The sequence below is a fragment of the Exiguobacterium sp. UBA7533 genome (assembly GCF_002479335.1).
Classification (GTDB): domain Bacteria; phylum Bacillota; class Bacilli; order Exiguobacteriales; family Exiguobacteriaceae; genus Exiguobacterium_A.
Map to the genome: position 1 here is coordinate 700,963 of NZ_DLMP01000001.1, position 25,850 is coordinate 726,812.

The window sequence follows — 25,850 nt, forward strand, 5'->3', positions numbered from 1 at the left end:
TTTGTTATTAGAAGAAAAGAAACCCGAGCACTGTACCGATCAGAACAATACGAAGCGGTGACTGCTTGTAAAAACGTAACAGACAAAATAATCCGAAAGCCATCAAGAAGTCGAGTCCACTTTTAATACTCGATGTAAAAATCGGATCGTACAATGCCGCGAGTAAGATACCGACGACGGCAGCGTTGACCCCGATCAACATCCGACCAACCGACTGATTTTTTCGGATGCGATCCCAGTACGGCAAAACACCGATGACGAGTAAGAAACCGGGTAAGAAAATCGCAAGCGTCGCAAGGATGCCTCCAGAAATACCAGAGATGATCGTACCGAGATACGTCGCGAATGTGAAGAGAGGTCCTGGTACCGCTTGTGCCGCTGCATATCCGGCAAGGAACGTATCCGTATTCATGAGTCCAGGTACGAGCGATTGCTCAAGAAACGGCAAAACGACGTGCCCGCCACCAAAGACGAGAGCTCCGGCACTGTACATGATACTCGTCAGCTGGATGGTTCCAGTTGTCGCTTGAGCGAGAAACAGCGTGACGGTGAGTAAGACGAAAAACAAGACGAGTGCGGTGACGCTAAATATTCGTGGTACGCGAATCGCCAACGAACCACCCGTCTCCGGTTCTTCTTTGAACCAGAAGAAGGCAAGAAGACCTGCGAGCAACAAAACTCCGACTTGCGCCAGTGGATGGGCAATCAAGAGCACGCCTGCGAGCGCCAGTAACATCAAAGTCAGGCGTTTGGCACCTGTCGCAAGCTTCATTCCCATACTCAGAACGGCGTCAGCGACAATCGCGACTGCCACGAGCTTCAAACCATGAATGAATCCAGCTTCTGCAACGTCGAACCGTGTCGCAAGAAGCGCGAACAGAATCAAGGCGATACTCGACGGCAACGTGAAGCCGATGAAGGAAATAATTGCTCCTGCTACCCCACCACGGATCAGTCCGATGCCCATTCCAACCTGACTCGAGGCTGGACCGGGTAAGAATTGACAGAGCGCGACTAAGTCAGCATAGGCTTTCTCGTCGATCCATTTTTTCCGTTTGACATATTCTTCATAAAAATACCCGAGATGGGCGACCGGACCACCGAACGATGTCCATCCGAGCTTAAACGACACTAGAAAGATTTCGATTAAACGATGCATGTTTCACCTCCATCTTTCATTTTACATAAAAATTGTTAAGTTCTCGTGAACTTCAATGATTTTTCTTCCCGTATGTTCCCTTTCGCCACAATTTCTCCATGGGACCTTGTGCATGATGCTTTAGATATCTGTTTGATGCGATACCTTGCGTAATCAAAAGCAGGAATACAAGCAACAGACCTTGCCATAAAGGCGTCGTTTCAAACTGACCGCTCAGGAAGATGAAACATGTAAAGACGAGTGTGTGCATTAAATAGTTCGTCAATGCCATCCGTCCCAGTCCAGCAAACCACCGCATTCGTCCAGCACGGACGAGTAATGCGACAGCACAAGCATAGGTGATAGCAAGCGTCCGACCTGATAACCAGACATAAAAGAGATTAGATGAACCGTCTGGTACGTCCATATGTGAATGAATGATTCCTACGAATGATGGCACCGTCAGCAACAGGCTGATTCCGAGCGTCCACCAGAGAAAACGATTCGTCGGCGGTCGTGTGCTGAAACGTTCCATCAACAATGCCCCGATTAAGAACAGCGACAGAATTTGCGGCCATATGATACCGGTGTTCAGAAAGGATTGCGGTAGTTGAACGGTTATCTCATCGTGAATGAAGCCGACAATATCCCGGGAAGCGACCAACGATTGCAAGAAATCATTCTCTTCGATACTCGATTCATCTCCGAATTCGTTAGCATATTGGTAAATCGATATGTAAATCAGGAAAGTATACACTTGACCGACGACTGCAACTAACACTTTCGTAATCGGCTTTGCTTTCGTAAATAATAACAAGATGAAACCAGTCAACGCATACGTATGTAAAATATCGCCCTGCCACAAGCATAAATGTACTAGTCCAATGAGAAAAAGAATCCCTAGACGACGCGCAAAAATCATCTTCGATAATCCTTTTTGTCGCAAACGCTGGATGAACAAATAGAATCCTGCTCCGAACAAGGCACTAAACAGCGTATAGAATTTCGTCTGGATGAAGAGGTCAAAAAACAGACGAATCCATTGGTCCGCTTCTCCCATCATCGCATGTGATCGATCCCCAAGAAAACTTGGCATATTGACGAATAGGATTCCGCATAATGCAAAACCCCGTAACACATCTAAATAAATAATGCGTTGATTCAACTGTTGTTCCAACCTAACACTTCCTTCCTAAAAAAAGACCGCTCATTTTCTGAGCGGTCTTTATCATACGCTATCTCGATGTAAAACGTTCCAACAAATTCAATAATGGACGATAGCGTTCACCGAGCAAACCAAGCGACTCGACTAAAATATCGAGGACAAGCAGTAACATGACGAGGGAGACAAGTGCCCCAAGTGAGTTCGTCTGAGAAAAGAGAACTGCCGTCATCCCAAAAATTGCACAGAGTCCATAGATGACAAGGACCGCTTGTCGCATTGTAAAGCCAAGATCAAGTAACCGGTGATGCAAATGAGCTTTGTCCGGTGCGAATGGCGGTTTTCCTTGCAACACCCGGCGGACGATCGCAAATAACGTATCGGAAATCGGGATACCAAGCAAAATGACCGGGACGGCAAGTGAGAACAGCGTCACGTTCTTGAATCCAAGTAACGACAACACACCGAGCATATACCCGAGGAACAAAGCACCCGTATCGCCCATGAAAATCTTCGCTGGGTAAAAGTTATGGAACAAGAAGCCGAACGTACTCATCAATAAGAGAATCGCGACGATCGTCACGTAGACGTTTCCTTGGATGACGGCAAGACTGATCAATGTCAACAAGACGATACTTGAGACACCGGCTGCTAAACCATCTAATCCATCAATCAAGTTGACGGCGTTCGTGATCCCGATGACCCAAAGGAACGTCAACGGAACACTCCACCACCCGAGATATAATTGTTGGTCGAACGGTAGATTGATGAACTCGATCCGAATCCCACCGTTGAGGACAATGACGGCGGCAACGATTTGCCCCATCAGCTTTAAACGGGCATTGAGCTGGAATCGATCATCAAAGGCACCTGTCAAAATAATAACGAATCCGCCGACTAGAATATGCGTCGCATACGGACTCGAAGGTTGTAAGATAAAATAACCGATCATGAACGCGATATAGATCGCAAGTCCGCCAAGTCGCGGCATGATTCGGACATGTACTTTTCGCGCGTCTGGACTGTCAACGGCACCGACTGCAATCGCAAAGCGTTTCACGACGGGTGTGATCAGTAAGGCGGCGATAAAACAGACGATGGACGCAGTCCATAACATAGTAACATCACGCTCCTGCGCGAATTATATCATAAAAAAAAAGAGCCGACGAGCGGCTCTTACATGAAGATCGGTACTTCAGCAGCTGGATCATATGTATAGATACCGCGTCCGACTTTCTTAATGGCAGGGTTTGCCTGTTCGACTTTCGCCATCAATTGATAGATATTGCTGATTTGGTGGCGATAACGTAACTCGAGTTCCATTTGGATATCACGTGCTGTCATCGATTCACGCTCGCGCATTAAATCACTGATTTGGTGCACGTAGACTTCTAGTGGATACCGTTGATTGACGCGACGTTGCTTTAACGGACGCTCATGCGTGACGGCGATTTCTTGCGAATGTTCTCCCGTTCCACGGCTTAATTCCGAGATCAAATACTCGGCGCGTCGTTGCAGACGACGGTATTCCTCTTCGATTTCCATTAGTTCGCGGTAGATGTGTTCACTGTTCCCCATTCCTTGCCCCTCTTTCCTATTTTATACATTAATGTTTCAGTTGTGTTTCAATTGTATGTATTTTGAAATATATTAAACTATAATTTGCCTCGATAATATATAATTTCTTTAATTATTTAATTATCCTGTAATATTTTCATATCCTTACCGATAAATTGGCTACACTTCATATTAACAGAAAGGAATGAAAACGGAACATATAATTTCGAGATTTAACTATTTTAATAATACTTAAGTTCTATTAATACAAGATATATCTTTCTTATTTTAACGAAAAGGAGACTGGAAATTTAATGGGCAAATTACCTAAAACATTTCAGACCGCTTTAGTACTTTCGTTGGTATCCGGTTGCTTCGCTTCTACTTCTACTGTATCGGCTGCGACCGGCACAACCTTTACGAAAACTTCGTATCAGACGACGGATGCTTTGAATTTACGTAGTTCGAATTCGACCTCTTCGAAGAAACTACTGACGATCCCGAAGACGACGAACGTCACGTCAAACTACCGTAAAGGCTCTTGGTATAAGTTGTCATATAAAGGAAAGACGGGTTATGTGACGGGATCTTACCTGAAAAAGATTGAGAGTGGTACGTCCTTTACGAAGACGTCCTATAAGACGACCGATGCGTTGTCCTTACGTAGTGCGGCAACGACGTCTTCTAATCGCTTGTTGACGATTCCTAAAGGGACAGGAGTACAATCGAGTTTTAAAAGCGGAAATTGGTATAAAGTGACCTATGCGAACAAGATTGGTTATGTTTCGGGTTCTTATTTGAAGAAAGTAGCTGCACCAGCTAAGACCACGGTCTATACGACGACCGATCGCTTGAACTTCCGTTCGTCCCCTTCGACGTCCGGGAAAGTACTTACAACGATTCCGAGTGGAACAGCAGTCAGCTCCCTCGCCGTTAAATCGAACTGGCATACGGTGCAGTACCAAGGGAAGACAGGTTATGTCATGGGGACATACTTGAAGAAAGGGGCTTTCGTCCCTGCCTCGACGACTGGAAACGTTGACTACAGTGGTTCGAAGATGTATGTCTTGATCTCGTCCGGTAACAGTGTCGCTCTTCGTGCGAATACTTCAACGCTCAGTGGTCAAATCGCCCGTCTCGGTCGGGGGACCCCTGTCGTCGTCACGAATCCGCGGCATCAAACGAAAGGCTTCGTCTCCGTCCGGACAGCAAGTGGTCAAAGCGGTTATGTCGATGCGACGTATCTGACACTGTTCCAACCGGCACCATCAAACCGTCCATTGCTTGTCCTTGACCCAGGTCATGGTGGACATGACGCAGGCGCGGTTCGTTACGGCGTTACGGAACGTGACATCGTTCTTGCAGTCACGAAACAAGTCGCTGAACGTCTTGCCGGAAAAGTCGATGTGACGATGTCACGTTATACAAACGATTACTACCCGTCACTTGGAGAACGGAGCGCCCTTGCGAATAGTCATGCGACGACTGCTTTCGTCAGTGTTCATATCAATGCTTCAACGAGTGAACAGGCATATGGAGCAGAGACCTTCTACTATAAAGGTGCTTCTTCGATCAACCTCGCTCAGAACGTTCAGCAACGTCTCGTCTCGTATGCTGGCATGCGTAACCGAAGCGTTCATTATGCGAACTATGCTGTCATTCGCGGCACACAAGCGCCATCGATTCTAGCGGAACTCGGTTTCCTCTCGAACAGTTCGGATCGTGCGAAACTTACGAATCCAACATATCAATCCCGCTACGCGCAAGCAATCGCGGACGGGATTCTCGCTTCGCTTTAAATCAACCGCATATTAAAAAGGATCGCTCAGGGAAGCGATCCTTTTTAAATACATAACTTTCAAGGAATGTCCTTCACCATCAGGGAATGGTTCAGACAAGGGAGCGACTAGCGAGGATTTGCTCAAGGGAAAGCAAATCTGTCGAATCGACACGATAGTCTGCCTCATGGAGTGCCGACTCCGGTCCGACTCCGACGGCATACATGCCGGCAGCGTGGATGGCAGTAATGCCAGCCGTCGCATCTTCTACACCGATGCAACGACTCGGTTCGACGTCGAGTGCTTCTGCAGCACGGAGAAACACTTCAGGGTGTGGTTTCGATTGTGCAACAGTCGCAGCGTCTACGATGTCATCGAAATAGTGTCGAACCTTTAATGCCTCAACGACCATCAGCGCATTTTTAGAGGCGGACGCCATTCCGATTTTCAGCCCAGCGTTTCGGATTTCATCGAGGAATGCAGTGATTCCAGGAAGAAGATCCTGTTCAGAGATGTGCTGGATCAATGTGACGTAGTGTTCATTTTTCTTAGCGGCGAGTGCTAGCTTCTCGTCCTCTGAAAAAGCGTTTTGTTTTCCGCCGAGCGCAAGGATACGCTCGAGTGAATCCATCCGGCTGACACCCTTTAATGTCTCATTAAATTCCCGGTCGAACGGGATATCCAAATCCTCTCCTAATTGTTTCCACGCTAAGTAGTGATACTCTGCTGTATCGGTAATTACGCCGTCTAAATCAAAAATGACCGCTTCGATCGTTGGTGCCATCCGACATCCATCCTTTCTTCCATCGTCCATGCAAGGCAAGAAATCGAATGACTTTGCGCAAACGATTGCACTTGCCTCATGAATAATTTTACTGGTTCTCTCGACTCTTTGCAAGCGTTATCAAATATTTCTGATTCTTTGTTTTTAAAGCTGAGATACCTTCTTTTTGATAACGCTTTCAATTTTAAGGGAATGTTTTACTTATTTCGTTTTTTACTATTCGTTTTACAATTTTTAACTGCTATAATGACTTCATAGCATATGAGGGAGTGACGAAGATGTTTCAACGTGTTAAACAGTTGTTGAATGATCAAAGTCGAAGAGTTCATCGTTATGAAAAAATCGTAACGACGATCAATAGCTTAGAACGAGAAATGGAGCAAACATCTGATGAAGCGTTACGGGAGTTGACGATTTCGTTGCGGGAACGGCTACGAAACGGAGAACGGATTGATGCAATCTCACCAATGGCATTTGCGCTTGTTCGAGAAGCGAGTAAACGGACGCTCGGCTTACGACACTACGATGTGCAGCTCATGGGCGGACTCGCACTACTGGAAGGACAAATCGCCGAAATGGCGACAGGTGAAGGAAAGACGCTCGTCGCTTCACTCGCGAGCTTCACCCAAGCGTTATATGGAAAAGGCGTTCACGTCATTACCGTCAATGAGTATCTAGCACGACGCGATGCTGAACAAATCGGTCAGATCCACCGTTTTTTAGGATTGCAGGTCGGAATCAATTCCGCTGAAGCAACGTTTGAGGAAAAACGGATTGCCTACGCAGCAGATATTACATACGGTGTCGGGACTGAATTCGGATTCGATTACCTGCGGGATCATCTGATCATGGAGCCGACGGAACGTCTGCAACGTCCCCTGCACTTCGCCTTAATCGACGAAGTCGATAGCATTTTAATCGATGAAGCGAAAACGCCACTCATCATGGCGGAACGAGACAGTGTCCACGAAGGATTACAACAACTCGTCCGTCATGTCGTCCAGACGTTTGAAGACGAGCGGGATTATACGTTTGATGAAGAAATCAAAGCCGTCGCCTTGACCGATCATGGCATCGAAACAATCGAAGAGGCGTTTGCGATTGATCATCTGTTTGCCGCCGAGCATTCCGTCCTCTTCCATTACGTCATTCAAGCCTTACGTGCCCATGTCGTTCTCAAACGAGATGTCGATTATATCATCAAGGATCAAAAAATCGCGCTCGTCGACCTCTTCACAGGTCGTCTGATGGAAGGACGCAGTCTATCCGATGGTTTACACCAAGCCCTTGAAGCAAAAGAAGGGGTTCCGGTCACGGAAGAGAACCGGACGACCGCCCAAATCACGATCCAACATTACTTCCGTCTCTATCATCAGGTAGCTGGAATGACCGGTACGGCGGCGACGTCACGGGAAGAATTTCAAAAGACGTACGGTATGGACGTCGTGACGATTCCATCGAACCGCCCGAAAATTCGGATCGATGCAGAGGACGTCGTCTTTGCAACACGCGACGAAAAGCTAGAAGCCATCGCGCTGGCAACAAAATCGGCACACGTCACGGAACGACCGGTTTTGATCGGGACTTCATCGATTGAACAGTCTTTGCGCGTCGCGAAGACACTTGATGCGCACGGACTCACCTACGAGATCCTGAACGCTAAAACCGTCGATCAGGAAGTTCGGATTATTGCGGCTGCCGGACAAGCTGGTCGAATCACGATCGCGACCAATATGGCAGGTCGCGGAACGGATATTTTACTCGATGAAGCGGCACGACAACAAGGCGGCTTGTTCGTCATCGGTACCGAACGCCATGAATCGATCCGGATCGACAACCAGTTGCGTGGTCGGGCAGGTCGCCAGGGTGATCCTGGATTGACGCAGTTTTATCTTTCGCTCGAAGATGAACTGCCACGCCGTTTCGCGCGCGATCGCCTTGAGCGTGTGCAACAAAAAGTACGAAATACTTCCGGTCCGCTCACTTCGCGTGACGTCCGGGATCTATTGCAGTTCGCTCAGTCGACATGTGAATCTGTCAACCGAAGTGTTCGGGATGAACTCGTTCAGCTCGAAGAAGTCATCAGTGAACAACGGCAAGCGATCTATCATCTCCGGAACAGAATCGTTGATGCGACGTCACTCGAGGATATCGTTCAGCCATTTGCAGGACGTGTCTTGCCGTCGATCCTCGACCAAACACTCTCTGACGATCTCGTTCCAGAAGAATGGCCACTGGCTCTCGTCATGACAGAACTCGAGCAACTGTTACATCAACCAGTCACGTTAGAACGACTGGAGACGATCGACGAGATGAAACGACAACTCGAGGCGCTGATTGCTGAAACCGAAGCCCTACTCGTTGCCCATGTCACAGCTGAAAAAGAGACCGTCAAACGTTTCATCCTCCTTGCACTGGACGAGCAATGGACGCGCCACCTGACGGCGATGAACACTTTAAAAGAAGGGATTCATCTCCGCAGTTACGGACAAGAACAACCGGTCCGCATCTTCGAACGGGAAGGCATGGATTATTTTGAATATGCCATTGCAAGTTTCGAGAAACAGGTCCTTTCAGGCATCTGCCGCGCCGAACAGACACACGATAGCGAAGGAGAACTGCACCATGCACACGTCGAATGAAGTGTTCCGTCCCCAGCTCTACTTCACGGAGGACATGCCGATCGTCAAGGAAGATGAATACGTCTTTCGTCACGTCGTGAAACAACTGCCTGATCTAGAAGCCAATCAGATGGCAATCCATCTGTTTCAAGTCTTATCATACCGTCCGCTTCATGTCATCGCCTTGTTCCAAAACACGTTGTCTCGGTCGTTCCACCTGAATGACCTCGTCGTCCTTGCTTTATCCGGTGATGAACTTGTTGCTCGTAAAGTTCTCAGTATCGAGGAGGTCCCGGTCATCCTTCCGATGGCGACGTTACCGCTCTGGTTGACGTTTGAAGAAGACGAATGTTTCGTCGACCTCGAACAGTTGACGGAGCCGCTACAACTCGTCTTCTCAAGCGAGACTCTGACGGAGCTCTTCATCGAAGACGACTCCACGGAACTCGAGCAACGGATGATCCGCCAAGTCGCTTATTCGCATCCGACACCACCCGCAGACGGTTGGTCCCTCTTACCAGTTTCAATCACGCGCGAGCTAGACACTGTGACAGCAATCGTTCTCGTCCGTAATGCGAGCGATCAGACGCTGACACTCGAGGCGCTAACACTTGAACTAATGGATGACGAAACGCCAATCGCAGATGTCACCCATCCCGGACTCTCCTTACCCGCTTATAGTCAACAAGCGATCCGTCTCCGTTTTTCCTGCACTGCCCCGCACGTCGATGCTCTCGGACTTCGCTATCTCCCACCTTCTTCATAAAAAAACGTCTCGGCACACAAGATGCCGAGACGTTTTTCTTATCCTTTTAAGAGTCCGATGACACGGACGTTGATTGCTTTGGGTTGGAACGCGAGCATATTTTCCATGTCTTGCGCGATTCGTTCTTGGACTTTTCCAGCTGTCTTGATGATCGACATGCCGTATTTGATATGCACAGATAAACTGACCGTGATGTCGCCGCCGACATCTTCGACTTTTACAAGTTTGACCATCTGTTTTTCCTGTAATTTCGAATCGTCTGCTGTAAAGGCAATGCCTTCTGTTTCTTGAACGGCTACACCTGCGATGACCTCGATGACTTGTTGCGAGACGTTCACGACACCATCCGCATTATTTAAATTATATGACATACCTTCCACGCCCTTCGTCTAGTAATCCATCTATCTAAAGTGTAATGCATTCCGCTTTATTTTGAAAGGTCTTCCCGCTTCTCGACGATCGGACGAATGTCGATCTCAATCAAAGGACGGAGGACACGGACGACGAGCGGGTGTATGATGATGCCAACGATTAGTAAGGCGACGCCAATCATGATCAGTAAGGCAAGCCATGCTTGCGGAACGAACGCATCCGTTACGTATTGGCGCCACGCCATGACGAAGAAGACGTGAAGCAAGTAGACATAGAGACTGAGTTCCCCTGCTCGCGTGATGAGCGGCAAACGACGCATTGGAATTAACATCATGAAACCGAGCGAAGCCGCAATCGATAAGAGGTAGATGACGCTATGCTTGAGTACACCAACCCACGCGTCACTATCATATTGTTCGACATATGGGAAACGATGCTTGAACGCATTTGCAAAGTCGACAATCTCTTTCGGCGTATCACGCCATGCTTCGAATAACAGGAAGCCCATGACGGCTGCGAACGTGATACCACCAATCAAACGGACGTTCATCCGCCGCTTGAAATTCTTCGGCATCTCGAAAATCCGGATGAACTCGTGCTCCGATAGATAGTTCCCGAGTAAGAAATACGGATAGAACATGATCAACTTGCGAAGTGCTAAGAAGCCCGTGTTCTCAAGCTCGAACCCATATAACAAAGCGAACGCGAGACCAAACCAGACATATCCTCGCAAGCGGACGACATACGGCGTCACGATATACCAGACGACCATAACGAACAGATACCAAAGTGCCCAATACGGACGTAGTAGATGTGTTCCGATATTTTCCCCGGACAACAGTGGTAGTCCTTCTCCAAGTGTCGCCCAAGAACCAATTAAAATTTGCCAGACACAATAGACGGCAAATAATTGGATGACGCGTAAGTATTTATTTTCGCGGAAGAAATAACCGCTTAAGATAATGAATAATGGCATATGAAACGAGTAAATTAATAGATAGACCGTCTCGAGCAACTTTCCGTCATAATCAAACCGTAAATCCGTCAGCATGTGACCGATGACGACGAAAATGACAAGAAAACCTTTGATATTATCAAACCAAGGATTCCGATTCATGTTACACTACCCCTTATACTCCCTCGAAAGGAACGAATGTTTATGAAAAAGACACTCCTGATTCTATCCATCGTCTTGAACGTCGTTCTCCTTGCATTGTTACTGGGACGTAAACCGCTCGAAACCTTCGGAAGCGTCTTACCTGCAAAGAGTACGACTCCAGTCACGACATTCCAATACGATAAGAACCCGAACTATGTCCGTTTGAATAGTCTATTCCATACTTATCAATACCCAAAATCAGCGAACGCTGTCATGTTAGGTGACTCGATGACGAATTTTGCCGATTGGCGCATCTTGATGGAGGATCCGACAATCATTAATTTCGGGATTCCTGGCGATACGACAGAAGGCTTTTTGACTCGCCTCGACCTGATTCTCGAGATGAAACCAAAACGCGTCTTCTTGATGGGTGGCATCAATGACATCCGTCACTATACGCCGATTCCACAAATTACCGAGAACATGACGACGATCGTGACGACACTTCGAAAAAATAACATCGACGTCGTCCTCCAGTCAACCGTTCCTGTGGCTCCAAAATATTCGGACTCTGTCCGAATCAATCGTGATGTCGAAGCGTTGAACCGAAATTTACAAAATCTCGCTCAATCGCTTAAAATCCCATTCGTCGACTTGAGACCTGTTTTGACGAACAAACAAGGGTATCTTCAGAATCGCTTGACGTATGATGGATTACACCTCGTCGGTGGGGGTTACCTGCGCTGGAGTGATGCCTTAAAACCTTATGCGTTGCAAACAAACATAACAGCAAACAAATAAGCGATGGCGCATTAAAAAACGGCTCATCCCGGCAATCGGGATGCGCCGTTTTTCGATTCTTAGTCTTCTTGGTTTTTAACGCCCATATAAGCTGCAACGCTTGATGCTGAGAAAACAGCAACAGCAACGATTCCGACAGCGATCCAGATAACCTGATCCATCATTTCTTCATATCCTCCTTTATGTAACCGCTCACTTCTACATTTAGCGTACACGAATTTCGTCAAGAAAGAAACACATTTTCCATGTCTAATGACTAGACGATTCGGGAAAAAGTAACTATAGTAGAAGGACAACTATAAATTGTCAGAAAATTCGATTATTTAACAAGGAGGTGTTTCTGATGGCCACTTCATTGCTTACGCCGAAAGTGACGTTACGACATCGAAGTACTCTCAACTTTGGATATTGGCTTGTCATCGGATGCATAGGATGGGTGATGCTTGCCCTCGTCACGAATGTTGGTACCGTTCTTGGTCGTCTTCCTTTATATGAAAGCATTCCCCTCGCGATCCTTGTACTTGGGCTCACAGGTATCGTACTAAAAATGGCGCGTGACGAGTGGTGGATTCATTATCTTGAACGTCAGACCCAGTATTATATCGGACATGAGACCGTCACCAGTTGGTGCACGACGATCGATAGCATGTGGCTGATTCGTAAGACGATGCGTCGTGAACTTCGCCTACTTTACCGGCAGCTCGCTCAGACGAAGGCATCGGAAGAAGTGAAACAGATCCTTGCCCTTCAGCTTGTCGAACGTGGCGTGCTCATCGTCTACTCCCGTCCAAAAAGTGATCATCCCGCTTGAAGCGAAAAGAGGACTGCCCCATTACCTTCTAGAAGAGAAGCAGATGGGACAGTCCTTTTTTAGTGTTTTAACCAATCGGTTGCTGCTTCGATCGTCGGCATGACAAGTTGGTGTCCGTAGTTCGACCATGTGACATCGACTGATGCACCAGCCTCCTTCAAGAGTGCTGACAACTCTTCTGTTTCCTGAGCGGGACAGATTGGATCATTACTACCGGCGCCGATGAACACACGAACGTTTGATAAGTCCGATAACGTCACACCGCGACGTGGTACCATCGGATGCAGTAAGATGGCTTGTTTAAATAGCGCTTCTTCAAACAACATGTTCGCTGCGATGTTGGCCCCGTTCGAATAACCGACCGGAATCAGGCGATCGAGTGCGAAGTCACGTTCCGCTGCTTGTTCCTGTAAAAATTGAATCAATCGTGCTGTCCGTAAAGCGAGATCTTCTTCATCGAAGACGCCTTCTGCGAGCCGTTTGAAGAAACGTGGCATCCCGTTTTCCGAGACTTCTCCACGGACAGACAAGTAACCGGCTTCCGGATCAAGCAGCGAGACGAGTCCGACGAGGTCTTGTTCCGTTCCGCCTGTGCCATGTAAGAGTAAAAAGATCGGTGCGTCCGTTGTTTTTGGTGCTTGATATAAATGAATCATACGAGTCTCCCCTTCGGTACTGTAATAGGTGTTACGTGATTCGTGATCGCGGTGCGATGCGCTTCAAATTGTTCCGGTAACTTCAAGTCTTCTCCAAGCATCTCGAAGTCCTCATCGATCGCGAACCCTGGATTGTCAGTTGCGATTTCATGGAGGATGCGTCCACGGTCATGGAAATAGATCGACGTAAAGTAATTGCGATCTTTTACTTCAGTCGTCTGCAAACCGAACGCGTTGATCGCCTTCATCCAGTCGAGTTGTTCCTCTTGATCGGTTGCGCGCCAGGCGATGTGGTGAACGGTTCCCGTACCCGGACGACTAACCGGCAACTGACCATGAACGACATCAATGACATTTCCAAACTCCCCTTCCGCAATGTACCGGTCAACGGTCTCCGTCCGTTTACTGAGGGTGAGCCCCAATGTATCGGTCAGTAATTTGGCTGTGTCTGATGGATCTCGCGACAGTAATGTCGCTCCCGCAAATCCTTTGATGGCGACGTCACGCGTGACACCGTCGATTTCATAGCGACTGTCTCGTCCCGCCTTGCGTTCGACGAGCTCGATTTGAAGACCATGTGGATCTTCGAACGCGATCTGTTGCTCTCCGAAACGAACTGTTTCTTCAAACGAGACGTTCTTTTGCGTCAGCCGTGCTTTCCAGAAATCCGATGCACCGACCGGAATCGCATAAGCTGTCGTTCCGACCTGTCCGGCACCGACCTGCCCTCTCGCCATGCCTTTAAATGGGAAGAACGTGATGATCGTTCCGGGTGCACCAGACTCGTTTCCAAAGTAAAAATGATACGTCCCTGGATCATCGAAGTTGACCGTTTTTTTGACGAACCGTAGTCCGAGAATCGTTCCGTAAAAATCAAGATTTTCTTGAGGATCGCCGACCATTGCTGAGATGTGATGGATACCTTGCGTTTTCATAGAATAGGTCCCTCCTTCAATCGTTACTGTTAACACAATAATAGTAACTAATGAACAAAAAGTAAACTAATTAGACTTGTTTCCATTTTCCCTGGAACCTTTACCCAATTTTGACCGTAGGACACTATGTAACAATGGTACACTTGTCGTGCAACAGACATCTTTATAAGGAGGTTCTTATGTTAGAAATCAAACACATCACGAAGCGTTTCGGCGATTTCACTGCCGTTGATGCGTTGACGATCGAAGTGCCACGCGGACAAATCTTTGGTTTGCTTGGTGCGAACGGTGCCGGCAAGACAACGACGTTCCGGATGCTACTCGGTCTACTCCAACCGACCGAAGGTTCGATCACATGGAATGGAGAACGCATTCCGACTTCAAAGATTGGATATCTTCCGGAAGAACGCGGATTGTATCCGAAAGTCCGAGTCGACGAACAACTCTTATTTCTTGCTGAACTCCGCGATATGAAACGGAAGGATGCAAAACGAGCACTGACCGAATGGCTCGAGTATTTCCAAATTCCTCAATATGAAAAAATGCGTGTCGAACAACTCTCAAAAGGAAACCAACAAAAAATCCAGTTGATCTCCGCCGTCCTACATAAACCTGAACTGCTGATTTTAGATGAACCATTTAGCGGACTCGATCCAGTCAATGCGGAACAATTAAAACGTGCCGTTAAAAAATTGACCGTCGATGGAACGACGATCGTCTTCTCGAGTCACCGAATGGATCATGTCGAAGAACTCTGCGAGCATGTTGCGATTCTCGATCATGGTAAGCCCGTCGTCGCTGGTTATCTTCCTGATATCAAGGCGAGCTATGGGAAGACCCGTGTCCTCTTGACGACGGATGCCCCACCACTCCTATGGGATAGCTTACCGGGTGTCCTTCAAGTTGAGTCGGACAATAATGGACATGTCGTCCAAGTTTCTTCAAAAGAAACCGCTGACCAACTTCTCCAACATATCGTCAGTGAAGGACACCATGTTGATCGTTTCGTCTGGGATCAATTATCCTTGCAGGATATCTTCATCGAGGAGGTCGGAAAACGTTATGAACCGTAAATTCCTGACTTTATATCGCTTCAATCTATTACAGAAACTACGTGCCAAAAGCTTTTTGATCTCAACTGTTCTGATGGTCCTGTTTCTCGTCGGCTTCGGCAATATCGAACGGATTCTCGACTGGTTCTCGGGTGACGATCCGAAAGTCGCCCTCGTCAGTGAATTATCGACAGACCTTCGCCCTGCCTTGAAAAAGGCTGGTGTCACCTCAGACATCACACCGAAGGAGTATACGGTCGCAGAAGCACGTAAAGCGGTCGATCGAGGCACGTTTGACGTCGTAGCGATTGTCCAAGATTCTTATGACGTGACGCTCGTTAGTGCTAGTCCTGAATCCGAGTTACAGACACAAGTCGCGACGGTCGTCAAACAAGTCCGTGATCAAGCGGTCATCACGGATGCGAAGATTGACCCGAACGTTCTTGCGTCACTCGCTAAACCCGTTCCCGTCAAACAAGAGTTGACGTCGACAGGTGGAAAAAGTGAAGACGAACTCTTTGCTGCCTCCGCGCTCGTTTATGTATTGTTGTTTTTGATGTACTTCACGATCGCGATCTACGGTGGAATGATCGTCACGGAAATCGCGAATGAAAAATCATCACGGGTCATGGAGTTGCTGATCTCTGCAGCGAGTCCGATCCAGCACATGCTCGCGAAGATTCTTTCAATCGCTACCGTCAGTCTCGTACAATTGTCGATTCTCGTCGGTGTCGGCTACTACAGTGCTCAAAGTAGCAGTTTATTCAATCAGTTATCACTCGATTCCTTAAGTGCCCGAACAATCATTTATCTGTTCGTCTTCTTCTTGCTTGGATACTTCCTATATGCCACGTTACTTGCAGCACTCGGTTCGCTCGTCAGTCGGGTCGAGGATGCGCAGCAAGTGACGTTACCGGTCATCTTGTTAATCGTTGCTGCCTTCATGATTTCGATGTTCAGTCTGAACGCACCGACGAATCAAGCCGTCGTCGTCTTGTCATTCGTTCCGTTCTTTACACCGATGGTCATGTTCTTGCGTGTCATGTTGACCGATGTACCGCTATGGCAAGTTTCGATTTCCCTCATTTTAATGCTGATCAGCATTTCGCTCGCCTTATTTGTCGGAACGAAATTCTACCGTGGTGGTGTTCTGTTCTACGGATCGAATCCGCTTAAACAATTACGTCGGATCTTAAGCGGACGCCGGTAACAGTTTACAAGACGAATCGTTTCCGCTATCGTTAGGTGAGAAAAAGCCTTTAGGAGGAACTACGTTATGCGGTCTCGTTTTTGGGCAGCGATCCTTTTCACAGCTGCTGCCATGGTCTCGTCACTTGTCATGTTCACGAAATTCCCGCAAGCGAGTGCGACATGGGAACTCGTCATTGCCTACGGAGGCATGGCGTTCGTCTCTAGCCTCTTTTGCTGGTCCTTCGTCGCGGTGCGCCGCCAGTCTTCCCGTTTATACGGTAGCTGGGTTGGTGTCTTCATCGCCGGATTGACTGTCTTACTTGTCTGTCTCGCGCGATTCGTCTTGCGTGGTGATGTGATGATGATTTTCAAGTGGCAAGCGATGCTCGGTAGCTTAACTCTCAATTTCGGCTATGTCGGTTGGGTACTCGTCATTGCGAATGCGATCATCGGTTTCATCATCGGTCGGACACGTCAAAAGACGCGTCGTCCACGTCCGATGCCACAACGTCAATAAAAAAGTCGCTGTCTTCTGAACGTCAATCAGAAGATAGCGACTTTTTTTCATTTTCGGTGATAACGAGAGCGGCTTTTCCGGTCGCTATAATCCGCATAATAAGTCGAACTGGACAAAGAAATCCCGTCCGTCATACGATCGAGGTATTCATCCAGTTGCATCATCGATGGTAATTTATCCTCAAATAACTCATACGTCTCTTCAGCTTGATCGCGTTGCAACTCTCCTGCTTCCATGACGGCTTCGACGAGCTCATGAAAGATCCGTTGCTCGGTAGCACTCATCGTCTGCTCGATCCGTTTGACATCCTCATCATACATTAAATCAAATAGACGCATTCGCTCCTCGAGCTGTTCCTCGACCCACGTTCCGTCTTGTCCGAGCGTCTGTTCATAAGCAAGCTTCATCTCTTCGAGCGGTGTGTTCTGTTGCATGATGAACTTTAACGACTCTCCCGTCCAGATATGCCGTGCCAAATAACTGGCATCGATGTTCAAGACGTCCGCTAATGCTTCGATGTAGGGTTTAGTTGGATAGACTTCGCTGAGTTCCGTCCGACGGATGAAATACGGTGCGACACCAAGGCGTTCAGCCAATTGTTCGATCGTAATCCCGGCACGCTCTCGTAAGATACGGATCCGGTCACCGTAACCCCGATATGGTGAATGGTCTAGCATACGATTCCCTCCCTTGTTCCTATGGTATCATCATACCCTTGAATCCGGTGTCGGATACATCGAACTTTTGGATGAATTCCGGAACAGATGGCGTGGGTAGCGTAACCAAATCGGTAAGACACTTAAGAAGTATCCGATCGTGACGATACTGATCCAAAATGCGGCTAAGTCGAGGAATGATCCGACCTGTAGTCCGGCTCGGGTCACGACGACTTGGAACAATAAGAAAGCATGAAAAACCGAGATCAGGTACGGAATGAGTAAGACCGCACCATACTTCATGAGCAAGTAACGGCGGATATTCCCGGAACCGAACCCTAACGCAAACAATGTCTTCATTCGTTTTTGTTCTTGTTCCGCTGTCATCTGCATCCACACATGCAGGAAACTTGCATTGATGACGAACAACCAGATCGTCAGGAGGATGACGACGAACGTGACGAGGCGCACGATCCGGATGCCGTCGATCTCATCCTCCGTCTCATTGATCAACTGATAAGGAACCGACTGTTTTTCATCTAGCTTTGCTGCAGACTGGATGTTGCGGACAATCTTCATCCACTGTTCCCAGTCCTTTGTTCCGTAATCATGATAGGCGGGCGTATCAAAGACGACGATTTGACGGACAGGTTGCTTCAGTGTTTGAAAGACGGCATCACTGACGACGAACATCGTCTCGATCCGGTAATTGTAACCGAAGACTAAATCATGGGAAGCAGCGGGAAGCAATTCAAAGTCGGCTTTTTCCATCGCCTGTTTCGCTTTTTTCATCGTCGGCGTGTTCTCTTCCAGTTGTACTGGACGTGCCGGTACGAAGAAACTCTGTCGACCGGTCGCTGTCCGCTCCTGAAAATGCAGTTGACGCATCATCTTGTTGTACGCTGAAATCGGCAAAAGCACCCGTGTTCCATCTGCCTTCACTTGAATATCCTGCTGGTAGCGATCCGGGAACGCCTTGGTCATCGTCTGCTTGATATCCTTCAATCGTTTCGTCGGCTGAGCGGACTCTTCATAATAGACGAGACCGAATTGGTTTTGTGACGATAAATCGAGTCCGACCAATTGAAATAAGAAAACGAGACCGACTGCTGTCAGCGCACACGACGTCAAAATCGTTCCAAGAGCAATCAACGTACTATTCGTCCGGAGTTGATTGGCGATTTCCGAGACGATCAGCTTCCGAAGCGACAGACGACGAGGACGGTATAATTGGGTCAACCACGGTAAGACATACCGGCAAATGAAGAACGATCCGATGAAGATGACGAGGGGAAATACGATGTAAAATTCGTACATCCGAATGAATGCGAGCGTATACCCGTAGATCAGAGTCAACAAAGCAATGACTTGTATCAGAATCCAGATCCGTCGTCGAAACGGAGACCGTAATCGAACCGGTCGGTCGGGACGAAAGCGATAGATCGCGAGAACGGTTGCCGTCAGTAAGACGATGAGGGCACCACCAATCAAGGCGAGGATTGCATAAAATGATAGCTCGAATTCAATTGGTGGCAAGAACATGACCTTAACGACAGAGAGTAATAACATCTTCGTCAAGACGTTTCCAAGCACTAGTCCTGCCGTAATCGCAAATCCACCGACGATCAAGACCTCAATCAAAAAATATTTTAAGAAATGGGACAGTCCACTGCCGAGTGTTCGCATCGTCCGCAAATCATTCTTACGGTGCTCAAGCATCGTGTACGTCGTCGAATAAATGAACAGGACACTAAAGAGTAAGATGATCAGCTCCGCGGTGAAAACGAAGAAAATCGTCAGCTCGATGACCTGGTTCAATTGACTCAATACCTTGGCGACATTTTGGAACGATCTATTCGTCAACAAGTTCCAATAACTCGTCACGATTGTCATCGCGATAATAATTGTCAAGGCGTAACCGTAGTACAACCGCTGATAGCGGCGGATGTTACGTAGGGCGTATTGCAGATAATTGATGCTCATCCCCTCCTAATAACGATAATGATTCGATGACCCGTTGGAAAAAGATACGTCGTGGCTCATCACGGAATAATTCCGTCTGAATGCTACCGTCTTTGAGAAACAAGACATGATTACAGTACGACGCGACTTGCGGATCATGCGTCACGATGACCATCGTCATCCCGGTCGCATTCAACTCGGCTAGGACGTCCATGACATGTTTCGTCGATTGGAAATCGAGTGCTCCGGTTGGTTCATCCGCGAGTATCAGACGCGGGGTATGGATCAAGGCACGGCCGATTGCCGTTCGTTGTCGTTGTCCGCCACTTACCTCATCGACCTGTTTATCGAGCAGATCGTCAATCTGTAGACGACGTGCCAACTCTTCCATCTCTTCCCGCGCGAGCTTCGCCTTTTTCCCCGACAGCATCAACGGAACGAGCATGTTTTCACCGAGTGTCAACGAGTCGAGTAGATTGAATTCCTGAAAGATAATCCCGAGCGTCTCGCGCCGGAAACGTGTCATCTCTTTTCGCTTGAACGTCGCTGTATCGACGCCATCGATCAGAATCGATCCCCAGCTCGGTTCGTCAAGTGTCGCAAGCAAATTGATCAGTGTCGATTTGCCACTACCGGACGGTCCCATGACGGCAACCATCTCACCTTCCTCCACCCGAAAGTTCAAATCGGTCAACGGTTGCTCTGTCACCTTTCCGGGATAGACCTTCCCCAATTGTTTGACTTCAATCATGTGCGCGACCTCCTACTAATCGAATCCGGCATGTCGTGCCGACACCTTCTTCACTCTCGAGTTCGATCTCGTGCCCGAGCTTCAAGCAAACTTGTTGGACGAAATACAAGCCCATCCCGGTCGATTCCCCGTAGCGGCGCCCATTCTCACCCGTGAAGAACGCATTAAAGACACGCGGAACATCTCGTTTCGGAATTCCGACACCATCGTCTTGAATCGACAAGACGACCTGCCCCTTTGTCACCTCTGCCGTCAGAACGACTTCTCGACCATGCCCCGTTGTATACTTGATCGCGTTCGTCACGAGCTGTAAGACGAGGAAACGAAACCACTTCGCATCCGTATAGACATACACGTCCTCGGCGATGTCGAGTTTCGGGTAGACCTGGTTTTTGACGAACAATCGTTTTTCTTGATTGATGATGCTCGTCACGAGCGGCTTCAACACCAGTCGTTCCGCCTTCAAGTCTGTCTCGATTGCTTCTAAGCGTGACGAATAGAGCATCTGATCGAGTCCACTGCGTAACCGATCAACCTCTTGACGTAAATCCGCTTGATAGTGTTCCCCTGGATGTTCGAGGATCAGTTCGATGACAGATAATGGTGTCTTCATCTGGTGAATCCATTGATCGACATACCGATGTCGTTCCTTTTCTTTTCGTCGCTCAGCAAACAGGCTATTGCGAAACAATGTCTGTTGCCGCTCTAAAAATTGTTCGACGGCAACGGAAATCGGTTCTTCGCTATCACTACGAATCGGTTCTGCGACTGACTGGACCGGTTGTTGCATCCGTCGTAACAGCGGAAGCATGCTGAAGAAACGATAGCTGAGATAAATCAAGAGACCGATGCTGTTCAAGAGGACGATGTAAAAAAATGCTGCCGGACGATAGAGGTCGTAGAGCCATAAAATAGCGTATAAAATAAGCATCTGTCCGGTAAAGAAGATGGTACCCGGTATCACGTGCCGTAAAAAAAGCTTCATGGCTCAAGAACCAGTTTATAGCCGACACCTCGAACCGTCTCTAGACCAGCAACTCCGATTTCTGCAAGTCGTTTACGGACACGGGTGATATTTACGTTCAGTGTATTCTCATCGACAAATGCTTCGTCATCCCAAATCCGTTCGAGTAAGTCACCCCGACTAACGATTCGTGGACTTGCCGTCAGCAGCATCTCAAGGATCAGCCCTTCTTTTTTCGACAGCTCGATCGACTGTTCCCCGTACTCGACGATATAACGGTCTAAGTACAGTGTGACACCCTCTTTCGTCACCGTCCGCTCATCCGCCTCGTTCGACAACGTGCCATACGCCCGGCGAATCTGACTTTTAATCTTCGCGATGACGACCGCTCCTTGGAACGGTTTGACGATATAGTCATCAGCACCATATTCGAGCGCCATGACTTGATCCATCTCGCCGACACGTGCCGAGATAAAGAGAATCGGTGCCCGTGTCTTCATCCGTAATTGCCGACACCAATAGAAACCGTCGAACTTCGGTAAATTAACGTCTAATAAAATGACATCAGGATTCGTTTCCTCGTAGGTCGCGATGACATCCCCTCGTCCATCCTCGACGACGACCTTAAAATCATAACGTTCGAGTAGTTCCTTTAATAATGTCGCGATCTTCACATCATCTTCGACTAATAAAATCGTATGCATCGTTCACGTCAACTCCTTCTGTTTCTATCATAACGAACTCAAAAAGGACTGGAAACGATTATTCCGTTTCCAGTTCTGTGTATCCGTATTTAGTTCATCCCGTCACGATGCGGCGGTAAGCACGAACCGTGACGATATAGTAGATCAGATAGACGATCGTATAACAAACAATCGCAAGTAATGTCGGACGGACGATATTGTAGTTCAACAGTTTCTGCAGGACTTGCATCGCAACTAGACTATGAACGAGTCCGAGGACATACGGTAAAGAGAAGACGAATCCGACGAGGCGACGGATGATACCCGTTTGTTCCTTTTCATCGACACCAATCTTTTGAATGATCGCAAACCGTTGTTTCGATTCTTCTGCTTCCGCGAGCATCTTAAAGTAGATGATTGAACCTGTCGCAAGCAAGAAGACGAGACCGAGGAAGCCGGCAGCAAACGCAAGCAAACCGGTCGTTGCCGTCGTCATCGTATAGACCGGATAGTACGCTGCCATCTCTGTATCCGCTTGTTTTCCATACAGTTGCGTTAATTGCTTTATCAGTCCATCGTCATGACGTTCATCCGAAAACTGATAATTCGTCAGCGTAAAACCTTTTTCCGGCATCTTTGCAAACGCATCGTCGTTTACGACGAAGGCAAGCCGCTGTTTCTCATAAAGTTGAGCGATTGGTAAATTCGTCGCAGCGGTGATGCGAAAGGAATCATGGACATCCTTGATTTTGACACCGACCGGCGATTTGACTTTCATCTTCAACAAATCGTTTCCTTTAAATGTTTCAAGGACGATTGCTTCGCCTCGTTTCGGTTCTTTGATGACCGTTTTTCCGTTCGCTTTCGCGAGCTTTACGTAGTCCGAATAGTTGACGTAGCTGAATTGTCCCGGCTGGTCTTCATATGCATACGTCGCGTAGTAGCGTGTGAACGTCAGCGGGTTTGGAAGCTCAGTCATCTTGTGATCGACGTTCTTGACGTTGACCATCGTCCGGCTGTCGATCTTCTGGTCGGACTTGGCAATTAGCTGTTCCGCTTCCGCTTGTTTACTCGCAATCGACAGACTGTACGGGACTTGCTCCTCGACAGTCTGATCGATGAAGTAATAGATCGATGTCGCTGTACCGACTGTCGTCAATGTCACGGCAGTAATGACCGTGATCGTCGACAGCATGACAGCGTTCGATTTGATTCGTGACAGCAATTGTCCGTGCAGAATCAAATTCGTTCCTTTGAAATGTCGCGCTTGATTACTTAAGAGGCGTACTAAGAAGATCGTGAAGTAACTCATCGTTCCAAATGTCCCGAGGATCACACACAGCATCAAGAGAGGTGCGACAATCGTAAAGTGATCCATTAACGGTTGTCCCGTCAAATAGTAACCGATACCAATCAAAACGACCGAAAGCATGGCTAGGATCGGATGGACTTTCGGAAGGGATTCCGCTTGTTGCTCTGCCTTGAACAATTCAATCAATGTAAAACGATAGATCGTCCGGGCTGAACGTAAGGCAATGATCAGGAAGATCAAAAGGAAGACGCCGATCGTCTGCACGACGGAAGCTCCGCTGATCGTAAAGGTCGCATCGACTTGCATCGCCATGACGGAAGCCAGCAACTGTACGAAATATTTCGATGCGACTGTTCCGATCGCAATCCCGAGGATTAGACCAATCACTCCATACCCCATCGTCTCAAGGAAGATCAGTCGGGCGATCTGTCCCCGCTCTAAACCGAGCAACGCGTAGAGACCGATTTCCCGCTTACGGCGGCGTAAGAAAAAGTCACTTGAATACCAGATGAAGATAGCAGAGAAAAGCGCTAGAATAACACTCGCTCCAGTAAAGACCGTTCCTAATTTTCCGTACAATTCATTCGCCTGAAGCATCGCTTCGTTTGATCGAATCGCGAGGAACGTGTAGTAAATGAGAATCGCGAACGTGACCGCACCGAGGTACATCACGTTTTGACGGATGTTTTTTAGATTTTGAAACGCCAGTTTAGACAAACTCACGGACGGCACCTCCGAGTTCGCGTTGGACTTCCATAATCTGCTCGAAAAAATCCTTCTGTGAACCGAAGCGATGGACTTCCTTGAACAGCTCTCCATCCTTGACGAACAGAATTCGTTCTGCATAAGACGCCGTCATCGGGTCGTGTGTCACCATTAAAATCGTCGCGCCTTCGTCGTTTAGTGACTGCATCGCTTCAAGCAATCCTGTCGCTGACTTTGAATCAAGCGCACCGGTCGGTTCATCCGCTAAGATGAGTGACGGATCATGAATGATCGCACGGGCGGCAGCCGTCCGTTGTTTTTGTCCTCCCGATAGTTCGACCGGACGTTTATCGAGTAGGTCCTGGATACCGAGTTGATGCGCCACACGATCGACACGCTCTAAGATCATCTTTTTATCGACGTTCGCGAGTGAGAGCGGTAAGGCAATGTTTTCCTGGACCGTCATTGTATCGAGGAGATTGAAATCCTGGAAGATGAAGCCAAGTTGTTCCCGGCGGAAACGTGCCAATTGTTTTTCCTTCATCGCCGTCACGTCTGCTCCATTGATTAAAATCGATCCGTCCGTCGGCTGATCGATCGTCGACAGCAGATTAAGCAACGTCGATTTCCCGGCACCGGACGGTCCCATGATACTGACGAATTCCCCTTCATGGACACTGAGCGTCGTCGGACGTAGTGCTTCGTGGCGTGCCGTTTTCGTGTGATAGGTTTTTGTGATCTGTTCTGCTCGTAAGATTGCTTTCATTTCTAATGCCTCCTGTGTTTGATTCGTTACACTCAGTCTAGTCCTTCCATGCTTTTCTCAAAATGGACTTTACTTTCACTTCTCTTACAAAACGGTAAGACAAGGGAGGAGACATCAAAAAAGCCCCCATCCGTAAGGGATGGAGGCGTGTCGTATGTTATTTATGTGTTGCTTTGAAGAGCTCTGTGTCGCCTGCGACAACAGAAGTTCCTTCAGCTGGTACAGCTGAAAGCGTGAATTGATCGTGATTTGTCACGATGATCGGTGTGATCGTCGATGGTGCGTTTGCACGGATGTACTCGAGATCGAACTCGACGAGGACGTCTCCTGCTTTGACTTTGTCACCTGACTGGACGTGAGCCGTGAAGCCTTCGCCTTTGAGGTTAACTGTATCAAGACCAACGTGGATCAAGAGTTCAAGACCATCTTCACCTTTTAGACCGATTGCGTGTTTTGTCGGGAAAATCGTTTCAACCGTTGCGTTGATCGGCGAGACGACTTTACCTTCTGTTGGCTCGATCGCGACACCGTCGCCCATCATTTTTTGAGAGAAAACTTGATCGGGTACGTTCTCGATGTTGACGATTTTACCTGTAAGTGCAGAAGCGATTTTCGTGTTTCCTGCGTCGTTACCACCAAACAATTTTTTTAAGAATCCCATGATACTATCCCTCTACTTTCTCGATCGTTTTTCTTCCGAATGGAAGTTTCGATTTTTTATAGGAGTAAGCTGTTAGACAGCTCGCTCACGTTCTCACAAAAAGCATACGTTTGTCCCTCTGGTTTTGCAAGTATTTTTGTGTGATAATAG

Annotated in this window: 25 protein-coding genes; 8 read left to right on the top strand and 17 right to left on the bottom strand. The window is 47.9% G+C overall.

Annotated elements, in window-relative coordinates:
• Window positions 1-7 precede the first annotated feature (7 nt).
• From chrA to B2U10_RS03550, 4 genes are read right to left on the bottom strand one after another with little or no spacing between them, the layout of a single operon-like run.
• The gene (chrA, locus tag B2U10_RS03535; RefSeq protein WP_290785644.1) at window positions 8-1,159 is read right to left on the bottom strand and encodes a chromate efflux transporter; all 1,152 of its coding nucleotides are present in this window, start codon (window positions 1,157-1,159) and stop codon (window positions 8-10) included.
• Window positions 1,160-1,211: 52 nt separating this feature from the next.
• Window positions 1,212-2,315, bottom strand: a complete 1,104-nt coding sequence (locus tag B2U10_RS03540; RefSeq protein WP_290785647.1) for a DUF418 domain-containing protein — start codon at window positions 2,313-2,315, stop codon at window positions 1,212-1,214.
• A gap of 58 nt (window positions 2,316-2,373) precedes the next feature.
• Entirely contained in the window at window positions 2,374-3,417 is a 1,044-nt protein-coding gene (locus B2U10_RS03545) for a glycosyltransferase family 4 protein (protein ID WP_035410148.1), read from the bottom strand.
• 59 nt (window positions 3,418-3,476) lie between these two features.
• On the bottom strand, window positions 3,477-3,878 hold the full coding sequence (locus B2U10_RS03550) for a hypothetical protein (protein ID WP_035410150.1): 402 nt from the start codon (window positions 3,876-3,878) through the stop codon (window positions 3,477-3,479).
• A 293-nt stretch (window positions 3,879-4,171) separates the two neighbouring features.
• Between B2U10_RS03550 and B2U10_RS03555 the strand changes: the two genes are divergently transcribed.
• The gene (locus B2U10_RS03555) at window positions 4,172-5,656 is read left to right on the top strand and encodes an N-acetylmuramoyl-L-alanine amidase (RefSeq protein WP_290785649.1); all 1,485 of its coding nucleotides are present in this window, start codon (window positions 4,172-4,174) and stop codon (window positions 5,654-5,656) included.
• Between the two features lie 91 nt (window positions 5,657-5,747).
• On the opposite strand, the gene pgmB is transcribed toward B2U10_RS03555, so the two are convergent.
• The gene (gene pgmB, locus B2U10_RS03560) at window positions 5,748-6,419 is read right to left on the bottom strand and encodes a beta-phosphoglucomutase (protein WP_035410155.1); all 672 of its coding nucleotides are present in this window, start codon (window positions 6,417-6,419) and stop codon (window positions 5,748-5,750) included.
• A 278-nt stretch (window positions 6,420-6,697) separates the two neighbouring features.
• Here pgmB and secA2 point away from each other — a divergent pair, with 278 nt between their 5' ends.
• Window positions 6,698-9,061, top strand: coding sequence for an accessory Sec system translocase SecA2 (gene secA2 / locus B2U10_RS03565; RefSeq protein ID WP_290785652.1), 2,364 nt, complete (start codon window positions 6,698-6,700; stop codon window positions 9,059-9,061).
• A complete protein-coding gene (locus tag B2U10_RS03570; protein ID WP_290785655.1) occupies window positions 9,045-9,806 on the top strand; it encodes an SLAP domain-containing protein in 762 nt (253 codons plus the stop codon). Before secA2 ends, B2U10_RS03570 begins: the two co-directional genes overlap by 17 nt.
• A 38-nt stretch (window positions 9,807-9,844) precedes the next feature.
• Here the strand turns inward: B2U10_RS03570 and B2U10_RS03575 are convergent, their stop codons facing one another.
• Both B2U10_RS03575 and B2U10_RS03580 read right to left on the bottom strand, forming a co-directional pair.
• Entirely contained in the window at window positions 9,845-10,177 is a 333-nt protein-coding gene (locus B2U10_RS03575; RefSeq protein ID WP_029342549.1) for an Asp23/Gls24 family envelope stress response protein, read from the bottom strand.
• Between the two features lie 56 nt (window positions 10,178-10,233).
• A complete protein-coding gene (locus B2U10_RS03580; protein WP_035410164.1) occupies window positions 10,234-11,295 on the bottom strand; it encodes an acyltransferase family protein in 1,062 nt (353 codons plus the stop codon).
• 42 nt (window positions 11,296-11,337) lie between these two features.
• On the opposite strand from B2U10_RS03580, the gene B2U10_RS03585 reads away from it, so the two are divergent.
• Both B2U10_RS03585 and B2U10_RS03590 read left to right on the top strand, forming a co-directional pair.
• Window positions 11,338-12,078, top strand: a complete 741-nt coding sequence (locus B2U10_RS03585) for an SGNH/GDSL hydrolase family protein (RefSeq protein WP_214852417.1) — start codon at window positions 11,338-11,340, stop codon at window positions 12,076-12,078.
• A 343-nt stretch (window positions 12,079-12,421) separates the two neighbouring features.
• Entirely contained in the window at window positions 12,422-12,889 is a 468-nt protein-coding gene (locus B2U10_RS03590) for a hypothetical protein (protein ID WP_035410169.1), read from the top strand.
• Between the two features lie 59 nt (window positions 12,890-12,948).
• Here the strand turns inward: B2U10_RS03590 and B2U10_RS03595 are convergent, their stop codons facing one another.
• On the bottom strand, window positions 12,949-13,545 hold the full coding sequence (locus B2U10_RS03595; RefSeq protein WP_290785658.1) for an alpha/beta hydrolase: 597 nt from the start codon (window positions 13,543-13,545) through the stop codon (window positions 12,949-12,951).
• Window positions 13,542-14,480, bottom strand: a complete 939-nt coding sequence (locus B2U10_RS03600) for a VOC family protein (protein ID WP_290785660.1) — start codon at window positions 14,478-14,480, stop codon at window positions 13,542-13,544. The genes B2U10_RS03595 and B2U10_RS03600 overlap by 4 nt, the downstream gene beginning before the upstream one ends.
• Window positions 14,481-14,659: 179 nt before the next feature.
• Between B2U10_RS03600 and B2U10_RS03605 the strand changes: the two genes are divergently transcribed.
• The 3 genes from B2U10_RS03605 to B2U10_RS03615 all read left to right on the top strand — a co-directional run bounded on the left by B2U10_RS03605 (window position 14,660) and on the right by B2U10_RS03615 (window position 17,240).
• Entirely contained in the window at window positions 14,660-15,553 is an 894-nt protein-coding gene (locus tag B2U10_RS03605; RefSeq protein ID WP_035410178.1) for an ABC transporter ATP-binding protein, read from the top strand.
• Entirely contained in the window at window positions 15,543-16,742 is a 1,200-nt protein-coding gene (locus tag B2U10_RS03610; protein WP_035410182.1) for an ABC transporter permease, read from the top strand. The genes B2U10_RS03605 and B2U10_RS03610 overlap by 11 nt, the downstream gene beginning before the upstream one ends.
• 66 nt (window positions 16,743-16,808) lie before the next feature.
• A complete protein-coding gene (locus B2U10_RS03615; RefSeq protein ID WP_035410184.1) occupies window positions 16,809-17,240 on the top strand; it encodes a hypothetical protein in 432 nt (143 codons plus the stop codon).
• A 47-nt stretch (window positions 17,241-17,287) separates the two neighbouring features.
• Here the strand turns inward: B2U10_RS03615 and B2U10_RS03620 are convergent, their stop codons facing one another.
• From B2U10_RS03620 to B2U10_RS03655, 8 genes are all read right to left on the bottom strand, one after another.
• A complete protein-coding gene (locus tag B2U10_RS03620) occupies window positions 17,288-17,917 on the bottom strand; it encodes a helix-turn-helix domain-containing protein (protein ID WP_035410187.1) in 630 nt (209 codons plus the stop codon).
• Window positions 17,918-17,947: 30 nt separating this feature from the next.
• Window positions 17,948-19,879 carry an FtsX-like permease family protein gene (locus tag B2U10_RS03625; protein ID WP_290785663.1) on the bottom strand — a complete coding sequence of 644 codons (1,932 nt, stop codon included), beginning with the start codon at window positions 19,877-19,879 and terminating at the stop codon, window positions 17,948-17,950.
• Window positions 19,845-20,609 (bottom strand): ABC transporter ATP-binding protein, encoded by a 765-nt coding sequence (locus B2U10_RS03630; protein WP_035410192.1) that lies wholly within the window; start codon window positions 20,607-20,609, stop codon window positions 19,845-19,847. Before B2U10_RS03630 ends, B2U10_RS03625 begins: the two co-directional genes overlap by 35 nt.
• Window positions 20,602-21,594 (bottom strand): sensor histidine kinase, encoded by a 993-nt coding sequence (locus tag B2U10_RS03635; protein ID WP_035410195.1) that lies wholly within the window; start codon window positions 21,592-21,594, stop codon window positions 20,602-20,604. Before B2U10_RS03635 ends, B2U10_RS03630 begins: the two co-directional genes overlap by 8 nt.
• On the bottom strand, window positions 21,591-22,277 hold the full coding sequence (locus B2U10_RS03640) for a response regulator transcription factor (RefSeq protein WP_035410198.1): 687 nt from the start codon (window positions 22,275-22,277) through the stop codon (window positions 21,591-21,593). Before B2U10_RS03640 ends, B2U10_RS03635 begins: the two co-directional genes overlap by 4 nt.
• Window positions 22,278-22,371: 94 nt before the next feature.
• The gene (locus B2U10_RS03645; protein ID WP_290785667.1) at window positions 22,372-24,291 is read right to left on the bottom strand and encodes an ABC transporter permease; all 1,920 of its coding nucleotides are present in this window, start codon (window positions 24,289-24,291) and stop codon (window positions 22,372-22,374) included.
• The gene (locus B2U10_RS03650; protein ID WP_290785670.1) at window positions 24,278-25,039 is read right to left on the bottom strand and encodes an ABC transporter ATP-binding protein; all 762 of its coding nucleotides are present in this window, start codon (window positions 25,037-25,039) and stop codon (window positions 24,278-24,280) included. Before B2U10_RS03650 ends, B2U10_RS03645 begins: the two co-directional genes overlap by 14 nt.
• Before the next feature lie 157 nt (window positions 25,040-25,196).
• On the bottom strand, window positions 25,197-25,700 hold the full coding sequence (locus B2U10_RS03655) for a PTS sugar transporter subunit IIA (RefSeq protein ID WP_035410206.1): 504 nt from the start codon (window positions 25,698-25,700) through the stop codon (window positions 25,197-25,199).
• Window positions 25,701-25,850: the final 150 nt, after the last annotated feature.